We start from the raw sequence: 8217 nt of genomic DNA, 5'->3' as shown, positions 1-8217 counted from the left end.
TTTTTTTCGAGCGCCAGTGCCATCGGGATGCACCTTGATGCTGGTGCTATCCAGGGACACCGCCTCGATCTTGATCCGGACAATTTGGGATTGCTGCAACTGGGCGAACACCCGATCCAACACACCCGACCTCGACCAGCGGCTCATGCGGGTGTAGATGGTGTGCCAATTGCCAAAGCGCTTCGGCAAGCCGCGCCACTTGCAGCCATGCTCAGCGACATAGAGGATCGCGTTCAACACGTTCAGGTTGGACAGACTTACGTTGCCCCGCTGTCGCGGGAAGCAATGCTCAATGATCGAGAATTGTTCGGGGGTAATTTCCATGCGCGAAGTATCACACATGGAGAGACTTGAAGCTAATTAGCGTTAACAGGCCCTAAGGCGGCAGGAACAAAAAAGGGTGGCCATCATGGCCACCCTTTTTTGTGCATCATTCCGCCGTCTAGCCTTTAAAGCCGAGCACGTCCTGCATATCAAACAGGCCCGCACCACGGCCCTCAAGCCACATTGCCGAACGCACCGCACCCTTGGCAAAGGTCATCCGACTGGAGGCCTTGTGGGTAATTTCTACCCGCTCACCCTCGGTCGCAAACAGCACGGTGTGATCTCCGACCACGTCACCGGCGCGAACCGTCGCAAAACCAATGGTCTTGGGGTCACGCGCCCCGGTCTGCCCTTCACGCCCATAAACAGCCACGTCAGCCAGATTGCGACCAAGCGCGTCGGCAACGACTTCCCCCATGCGCAGGGCCGTTCCGGATGGAGCGTCGACCTTGTGACGGTGGTGCGCCTCGATAACCTCGATATCAGCCTCATCCCCCATAACCCGCGCAGCCATGTCCAGCAGCTTGAGACAGAGGTTCACGCCAACACTGAAGTTGGGCGCAAAGACGATAGGGATCTGCTTGCCGGCCTCGGCGAGCAACGCCTTTTCAGCTTCGGAGAAACCCGTAGTACCGATCACCATCGCCTTGCCTGCATCACGGCAAATCTGCAGATTCACCAGCGTCGTGGTCGGATGAGTGAAGTCGATCAGCACGTCAAAGGCGTCGACCACTTGCTTGAGGTCACCACTGATCGCAACGCCCAGGCGACCGAAACCGGCCAACTCACCCGCATCAGCGCCCACCAGCGAACTGTCAGCGCGCTCAATCGCCGCCGTCAGCGCAGCACCTTCCGTCTGACCGACTGCCTCGATCAGCGTCTTCCCCATGCGCCCGGCAGCGCCAATTACCGCAATCCGTCTCATCTTGCGCACCTGCCTCAGAATTTCATGTCTTCGAAGAAGTTCTTCACACCATCAAACCAGCTCTTGGCACGAGGCGACTGACTCGAGCCTTCGGCCTCAAGTGTTTGACGCAGCTCTTCGAGCAATTCGCGCTGACGCTTGGTCAGGTTGACCGGCGTTTCGACAACCACCCGGCAGAGCAGATCACCGGCCGAACCACCACGCACTGGCGTCACTCCCTTGCCGCGCAGGCGGAACAGCTTACCGGTTTGCGCGCCCTCGGGAATCTTCAGCTTGACCCGACCGTCCAGGGTCGGCACCTCAAGCTCTCCGCCCAGCGCCGCATCGACGAAGCTGATCGGCACCTCACAGTACAGATTCTTGCCGTCACGCTGGAAGATCTTGTGCTCGCGCACCGAAACAACCACATACAGATCACCGGCAGGGCCGCCATTAACACCGGCCTCACCTTCACCTGCCAGGCGGATACGGTCACCGGTATCAACACCGGCCGGAACCTTGACCGACAAGTTCTTCTGCTTCTCTACGCGACCATTGCCGTGGCAGTCCTTGCACGGATCGGTAATCATCTTGCCGGTACCATGACAGCGCGGGCAGGTCTGCTGCACCGAGAAGAAGCCCTGCTGCATGCGTACCTGACCATGACCACCGCAGGTGGTACAGGTTGTCGGCGTGGTGCCCTTCTTCGCACCGCTGCCATCACAGGTTTCGCAGGCAACCAGGGTCGGCACACGAATGGTGACCGTGGTACCGCGCACCGCCTCTTCCAGATCCAGCTCCAGGGTGTAACGCAGGTCACTGCCGCGCTGCACGCTGGAACGTCCACGACCGCCGCCGCCACCGAAAATGTCACCAAATACATCGCCGAAGATATCGGAGAAGTTGGCGCCGCCGCCACCAAAACCACCGGCACCGCCACCCATGCTCGGATCCACGCCGGCGTGACCATACTGATCGTAGGCTGCGCGCTTGTTGGCGTCGGTCAGCACTTCGTAGGCTTCGGTCGCTTCCTTGAACTTCTCTTCGGCATTCTCGTCATCCGGGTTACGGTCCGGATGGTATTTCATCGCCAGACGGCGATAGGCCTTTTTCAGCTCGGCCTCGCTGGCGCCCTTTTCGACCCCCAGCACTTCGTAATAATCACGCTTGGACATGTGTTCGACTTCCCTTACAGAGACACCCGGCACAAACGGCAACGCGGGAGAAGCTCCCGCGTTGCCAGGCAGAGTTGGAGGGCGGCACACCGGACATGCCGTCGGTGCACCACCCTACCCGGTTCATCAAGGACCTACTTGTTGTCCTTGACCTCTTCGAACTCGGCGTCGACCACGTCGTCCGCATCGTTACCGGACTCCGCGCCTGCTGCCGGGCCTTCACCCTTGCCAGCCTGAGCCTGTTCGGCATACATCTTCTGGACCAGCGGGCCAGATGCCTCGGACAACGCGTTGATCTTGGCCTCGATCTCTTCCTTGTCGCCGGTCTTGATCGCCGCTTCCAGATCGCTCAGCGCCGTTTCGATGGCGGCCTTCTCTTCATCAGTCGCCTTGTCGCCCGCCTCGGTCAGGGTCTTGCGAGTCGCGTGAACCAGCTGATCGGCCTGGTTGCGCACGGTTACCAGCTCTTCGAACTTGCGGTCTTCCTCAGCGTTGGCCTCGGCATCACGCACCATCTTCTCGATTTCGTCATCCGACAGACCAGAGGACGCCTTGATCACGATGGACTGCTCTTTGCCGGTTGCCTTGTCTTTGGCAGACACGTTGAGGATACCGTTGGCATCGATGTCGAAGCTGACCTCAATCTGCGGCACGCCACGCTGCGCCGGCGGAATGTCGGCCAGATCGAAACGGCCCAGCGACTTGTTCTGGCTCGCCTGCTTGCGCTCACCCTGCAGCACGTGAATGGTCACCGCAGTCTGGTTGTCGTCTGCAGTCGAGAATACCTGCGACTTTTTGGTCGGGATGGTGGTGTTCTTCTCGATCAGCGTAGTCATCACGCCACCCATGGTTTCGATACCCAGCGACAGCGGAGTAACATCCAGCAGCAGCACGTCTTTCACGTCGCCGGCCAGTACCGCACCCTGAATCGAGGCACCGATGGCAACCGCTTCGTCCGGGTTAACGTCCTTGCGCGGCTCCTTATTGAAGAACTCGGCAACGGTCTTCTGCACCAGCGGCATGCGGGTCTGACCACCAACCAGAATAACGTCGTTGATGTCAGACACATCCAGACCGGCATCCTGCATCGCGATGCGGCAGGGCTCGATGCTGCGCTTGATCAGATCTTCAACCAGCGACTCCAGCTTGGCACGCGTCACCTTGACGTTCAGGTGCTTCGGACCGGACGCATCTGCAGTGATGTACGGCAGGTTGACGTCGGTCTGCTGGCTGGAAGACAGCTCGATCTTGGCCTTTTCAGCCGCTTCTTTCAGACGCTGCAGCGCCAGCGGATCATTGTGCAGATCAACGCCGTTCTCTTTCTTGAACTCGTCTGCCAGGTAGTCGATCAGACGCATGTCGAAATCTTCACCACCCAGGAAGGTATCACCATTGGTGGCCAGCACTTCGAACTGATGCTCACCGTCCACTTCGGCAATTTCGATCACGGAGACGTCGAAGGTACCGCCACCCAGGTCGTACACAACGATGGTGGAGTCGCCACGCGCCTTGTCCATACCGTAGGCCAGAGCAGCCGCGGTCGGCTCGTTGATGATGCGCTTGACTTCCAGACCGGCGATGCGACCAGCATCCTTGGTAGCCTGACGCTGACTGTCGTTGAAGTAGGCCGGAACGGTGATAACCGCTTCGGTAACCGGCTCACCAAGGTAATCCTCGGCGGTCTTCTTCATTTTCTTCAGTACTTCAGCAGACACCTGCGGCGGAGCCATTTTCTCGTCATTTACCTGAACCCAGGCGTCGCCATTGTCGGCCTTGACGATCTTGTACGGCACCAGCTTGATGTCTTTCTGAACGACGTCTTCTTCAAAGCGACGACCGATCAGACGCTTGACCGCGTACAGGGTATTCTGCGGGTTGGTAACCGCCTGACGCTTGGCCGACTGGCCAACCAGGGTTTCACCGTCGTTGGTGTAGGCGACGATCGACGGAGTGGTACGACCACCCTCAGCGTTCTCGATCACCTTGGCGGAACCGTTTTCCAGAATAGAGACACAGGAGTTGGTGGTCCCCAGGTCGATACCGATAATCTTGCCCATAAGTTTCTCTCCGAATCTGACTGCCGCGTCTTGGTCAGCGGCGCTGTTCAACTATGCTTGAGCCCTTGATGGGGGCTGCCAAATCAATTTCAAGCCTGCTCGTCAATCGAGGGCGCGGCACCCGCCGCCGGGGCCTTGCTGACGACAACCATGGCCGGGCGCAACAGGCGACCGCTGAGGGTGTAACCCTTCTGGAACACCTTGAGCACGGTGTTCGGCTCAACCGCGGTACTTTCTTCCATCGCCATGGCCTGATGCAGTTCAGGATTGAAGGGCTCGCCCTCAGGCTGAACCGGGACTACCTGGAACCGCGCCAGGGTGTCGGCAAACATCTTCAGGGTCAGCTCAATACCCTCGCGCATCGGCTTGATCGCCGGATCATCAGCATTGGACAACTCCAGGCCGCGCTCAAGACTATCGATGATCGGCAGCAGATCATTGGCAAAACGCTCCAGCGCAAACTTGTGCGCCTTCTCCACATCCTGCTCGGCACGGCGACGCGCATTCTGCACATCAGCCGCCGCCCGCAGAGCCTGATCCTGAGCGGTAGCCAGCTGTTCTTCCAGACTCGCTACGCGCGCGGCAAGATCGCCTTCGGGCGTCGCAACGGTCTGATCGACCACGTCGTCCTGATCCTGCAGATCCGGTCTCTGTTCCTCTGCCATGTCTTTCTCCTGTCATAGGGTGGGCGTGTCTTTGCGCGCAATCGCCGCACACGCAGTCAATGATGAACGACCGGCCTCGCCGATCGCGTCTGGCAACCTATATGGGGACAGTCCACACAGCTTCAAGGGTCAATATCAATCAGTGTGCTCGTACTATTGCGGGGACTTGTCGCCACAAAGCAAACTACTGTATAAACAACCAGAACAATTTTCTCGGGAGCGCGCCATGCTGATCCACCTCGCGGTCAACAACTACGCCATCGTCGACACCCTGGAACTCGAGCTGGGCGGCGGCATGAGCGTGATTACCGGCGAAACCGGTGCAGGCAAATCCATCATGCTCGATGCACTGGCCCTCACCCTTGGCGATCGCGCCGACAGCGGCGCGGTTCGCCCCGGCGCCGACAAGGCCGACATCCTCGCCACCTTCGACATTCGCGACATTCCCGAAGCCCGCCAGTGGCTCGATGAGCGTGACCTGACGCAGGACGACGACCAGGTTATCCTCCGGCGCGTGATCACCGCCGAAGGCCGCTCACGAGGCTACATCAATGGCGCACCCTGCCCCCAGCAGGACCTGCGTGCCCTCGGCGAAATGCTGATCGACATTCACAGCCAGCATGAGCACCAGTCGCTGCTGAAAACCGATACCCATCGACGCCTGCTGGACGAGTACGCCGGCGCCGGCGAACTCGCGAGACAGGTTCAACTGGCGGCTCAGCGCTGCCGCCAGACCGAAAAGGCGCTACGCCAGGCCAGCCAGCAAAGCGAAGAACAGGCCGCTCGCCAGCAGCTGCTGACCTACCAACTGGACGAACTGGACAATCTGAGCCTGCAGGACGGCGAACTGGACGAACTGGAGAACGAGCAGCGTCAGCTCGCCAGCGCAGACCAGATCCTGCATTCCTGCCAGCAAGTCATCAACATCTGCAGCGAAAATGACGCAGGCAGCGTGCTGGAAGCCCTGACCGCCAGCCTGAGTCGGCTGGACGCCTTTAAAAGCCACAGCCCGCAACTGGGTGAAGCCAGCGACATGCTCGCCAGCGCACAGATTCAGATCGAGGAAGCAGTCGGCGAACTGACCCGTTACCTCGACCACTTCGAGGCCGACCCTGAACGCCAGCAGTACGTGGAAGAACGCCTCAGCGCCATTTATGACCTGGCACGCAAGCACCGTATTCAGCCGCAGGAGCTACCCGCGCTGCAGCAGCAGCTGATCGACGAACTGGAAGGCCAGCAGCAACAAGCTGCCGACGCAGAGCGCCTGCAGGAAGAACTGGTTGCCTATCAGGCCCACTATCGCCAACTGAGCGAGAAACTGTCAGCACAGCGCAGCAAGGGAGCAGCCAAACTCGCCAAGGCAGTAACTCAGGAAATTCAGCGCCTGGGCATGCCCGGTGGCCGAATCGAGCTGCAGCTGACACCGTTGGACGCCGACAGCTACCCGGTAACCGGGCTGGAAACCGTCGAATTCCTGGTCAGTGCCAACCCCGGCCAGCCCGCCAAACCGCTGGCCAAGGTAGCATCTGGCGGCGAACTGTCACGCATCAGCCTCGGCATTCAGGTCATCACCGCACAGACGTCACGCGTTCCCACACTGGTGTTTGACGAAGTCGATGTGGGTATCGGCGGCCCGACCGCCGAGATCGTTGGCCAGCTGCTTCGCCAACTTGGCGCGCGCGGCCAGGTACTGACAGTCACCCACCTGCCGCAGGTCGCCGCTCAGGGGCATCAGCACCTGTTTGTACGCAAACAGCAAACCCGCAACAGCACACGCACCTGCATTGACCAGCTGGACGATAACGCCCGCGTACAGGAAGTCGCCCGCATGCTTGGCGGCGTCGACTTGACCGACGAATCACTGGCCCACGCCCGCAAGCTGCTCAGCGTTGCACACTGAGCAGATATAAAAAAACCGGGCCTGGCCCGGTTTTTTTGCACCAAAAATCAGTGCTTGTCCAATCTGACGTTACTTGCCGCCAGCCTTGCGCACATACAGCACCAGATTGTGGTCAACCAGCTCGAAGCCGTGCTCCTTGACGATTTCGCGCTGACGGCGCTCGATTTCAGGATCGAAGAACTCGACCACTTCACCAGAGTCAACACAGACCATGTGGTCGTGGTGCTCGCCGTCGGCCAGCTCAAACACGGCGTGTCCGCCGTCGAAGTTGTGGCGCACGACCAGTCCGGCCGCTTCAAATTGCGTCAACACGCGATAGACGGTTGCCAGGCCAACGTCCTCGCCCGCCTCCATCAAAGCCTTGTAGACGTCCTCGGCACTCATGTGGCGCTCGTTCGAACCGTCGAGCATTTGCAGGATCTTAACCCGAGGTAACGTGACCTTCAGGCCGGCTTTGCGGAGTTCTTGATTTTCAACCATGTCACTATTCTCGTTCAGCGCTTCGCAGGGCGGGATGAGTCGGGTATGATCAGGGCAATACAGCCATTCCAAAGATAGCGGATGTTAGCACGTGACGCGAAAAAGCTTTAATCGAATCCTTTTCATGCTGTTATGCAGTGTCTCTATCGGCCTTCTGGGTGGCTGCGGCGTGGTCCCCGGCATTTACAAGATCGATATCCAGCAAGGCAACGTTGTCACCCAGGAAATGGTTGACCAACTCCGCCCCGGCATGACCACCCGCCAGGTGCGCTTCATTATGGGCACTCCGCTGATCCAGGACACCTTCCACCCCAACCGCTGGGATTACCTGTACAGCATGGAATCGGGACACAGCACGCGCGTGCAGGAACGCATCAGCCTGAACTTTGAAGACAATCGCCTGGTCGGCCTCTCCGGCGACTTCATGCCAGGTCAGAGCCAGGACGAGGAAATCATGAGCTCCGACACCGTCGAAACCTATCCCGTCGACCTGGGCGCTCCACTCGGCACAGGCGAATAGCCAACGCACTAAAGGGGAAGCGTCCGACGCCTCCCCTTCCTGCCCCCGCGACTAGCAGCCTGTTGAAATTCGCCGCGATGATTACGTCCACTGCTTCTGGCAGCAGCGGTCGCGCTCGTTTACTTCCCGTTTAGGGCGCCAATCGATGGAAATAGCCCGATTTGGCGTGCTCCAGGCGCACCTTCCCCGTCA

At 59.5% G+C, this 8217-nt stretch carries 7 protein-coding genes and 1 pseudogene; 2 read left to right on the top strand and 6 right to left on the bottom strand.

All coding sequences use genetic code 11. The features are described 5' to 3' along the window. The 5 genes from AC13EY_RS03220 to grpE form a co-directional block, all read right to left on the bottom strand. Window positions 1-324: transposase (locus tag AC13EY_RS03220; RefSeq protein ID WP_482890396.1), on the bottom strand; the 324-nt coding region annotated here is incomplete at its 3' end. A 118-nt stretch (window positions 325-442) separates the two neighbouring features. Next, on the bottom strand, window positions 443-1249 hold the full coding sequence (gene dapB, locus AC13EY_RS03215; protein ID WP_335599028.1) for a 4-hydroxy-tetrahydrodipicolinate reductase: 807 nt from the start codon (window positions 1247-1249) through the stop codon (window positions 443-445). 14 nt (window positions 1250-1263) lie between these two features. Next, window positions 1264-2403, bottom strand: coding sequence for a molecular chaperone DnaJ (gene dnaJ, locus AC13EY_RS03210; RefSeq protein WP_088276369.1), 1140 nt, complete (start codon window positions 2401-2403; stop codon window positions 1264-1266). Window positions 2404-2537: 134 nt separating this feature from the next. Then, complete coding sequence (gene dnaK, locus AC13EY_RS03205; protein ID WP_088276368.1) at window positions 2538-4460, bottom strand: molecular chaperone DnaK; 1923 nt, start codon at window positions 4458-4460, stop codon at window positions 2538-2540. Window positions 4461-4549: 89 nt separating this feature from the next. Next, window positions 4550-5125 (bottom strand): nucleotide exchange factor GrpE, encoded by a 576-nt coding sequence (gene grpE / locus AC13EY_RS03200; protein ID WP_285677194.1) that lies wholly within the window; start codon window positions 5123-5125, stop codon window positions 4550-4552. Between the two features lie 226 nt (window positions 5126-5351). Here grpE and recN point away from each other — a divergent pair, with 226 nt between their 5' ends. Next, entirely contained in the window at window positions 5352-7025 is a 1674-nt protein-coding gene (gene recN / locus AC13EY_RS03195; RefSeq protein WP_269688574.1) for a DNA repair protein RecN, read from the top strand. A gap of 69 nt (window positions 7026-7094) precedes the next feature. On the opposite strand, the gene fur is transcribed toward recN, so the two are convergent. Then, window positions 7095-7505: a ferric iron uptake transcriptional regulator gene (fur, locus tag AC13EY_RS03190; RefSeq protein ID WP_088276365.1), complete on the bottom strand. Its 411-nt coding sequence runs from the start codon at window positions 7503-7505 to the stop codon at window positions 7095-7097. 124 nt (window positions 7506-7629) lie between these two features. Between fur and AC13EY_RS03185 the strand changes: the two are divergent. After that, window positions 7630-7989: pseudogene (locus AC13EY_RS03185) on the top strand (outer membrane protein assembly factor BamE); the annotation flags it as partial. Window positions 7990-8217: the final 228 nt, after the last annotated feature.

The sequence above is a fragment of the Halopseudomonas sp. L-58 genome (genome assembly GCF_056859475.1).
Note: the sequence above shows the minus strand (reverse complement) of the source record. Positions and strands in the feature narration are given on the sequence as shown.

What these genes read in the sequence shown, in the direction of transcription:
- dapB (WP_335599028.1), bottom strand. Translation starts at nt 1,249, where the DNA reads ATGAGACGGATTGCGGTAATTGGCGCTGCCGGGCGCATGGGGAAGACG.
- dnaJ (WP_088276369.1), bottom strand. Translation starts at nt 2,403, where the DNA reads ATGTCCAAGCGTGATTATTACGAAGTGCTGGGGGTCGAAAAGGGCGCC.
- dnaK (WP_088276368.1), bottom strand. Translation starts at nt 4,460, where the DNA reads ATGGGCAAGATTATCGGTATCGACCTGGGGACCACCAACTCCTGTGTC.
- grpE (WP_285677194.1), bottom strand. Translation starts at nt 5,125, where the DNA reads ATGGCAGAGGAACAGAGACCGGATCTGCAGGATCAGGACGACGTGGTC.
- recN (WP_269688574.1), top strand. Translation starts at nt 5,352, where the DNA reads ATGCTGATCCACCTCGCGGTCAACAACTACGCCATCGTCGACACCCTG.
- fur (WP_088276365.1), bottom strand. Translation starts at nt 7,505, where the DNA reads ATGGTTGAAAATCAAGAACTCCGCAAAGCCGGCCTGAAGGTCACGTTA.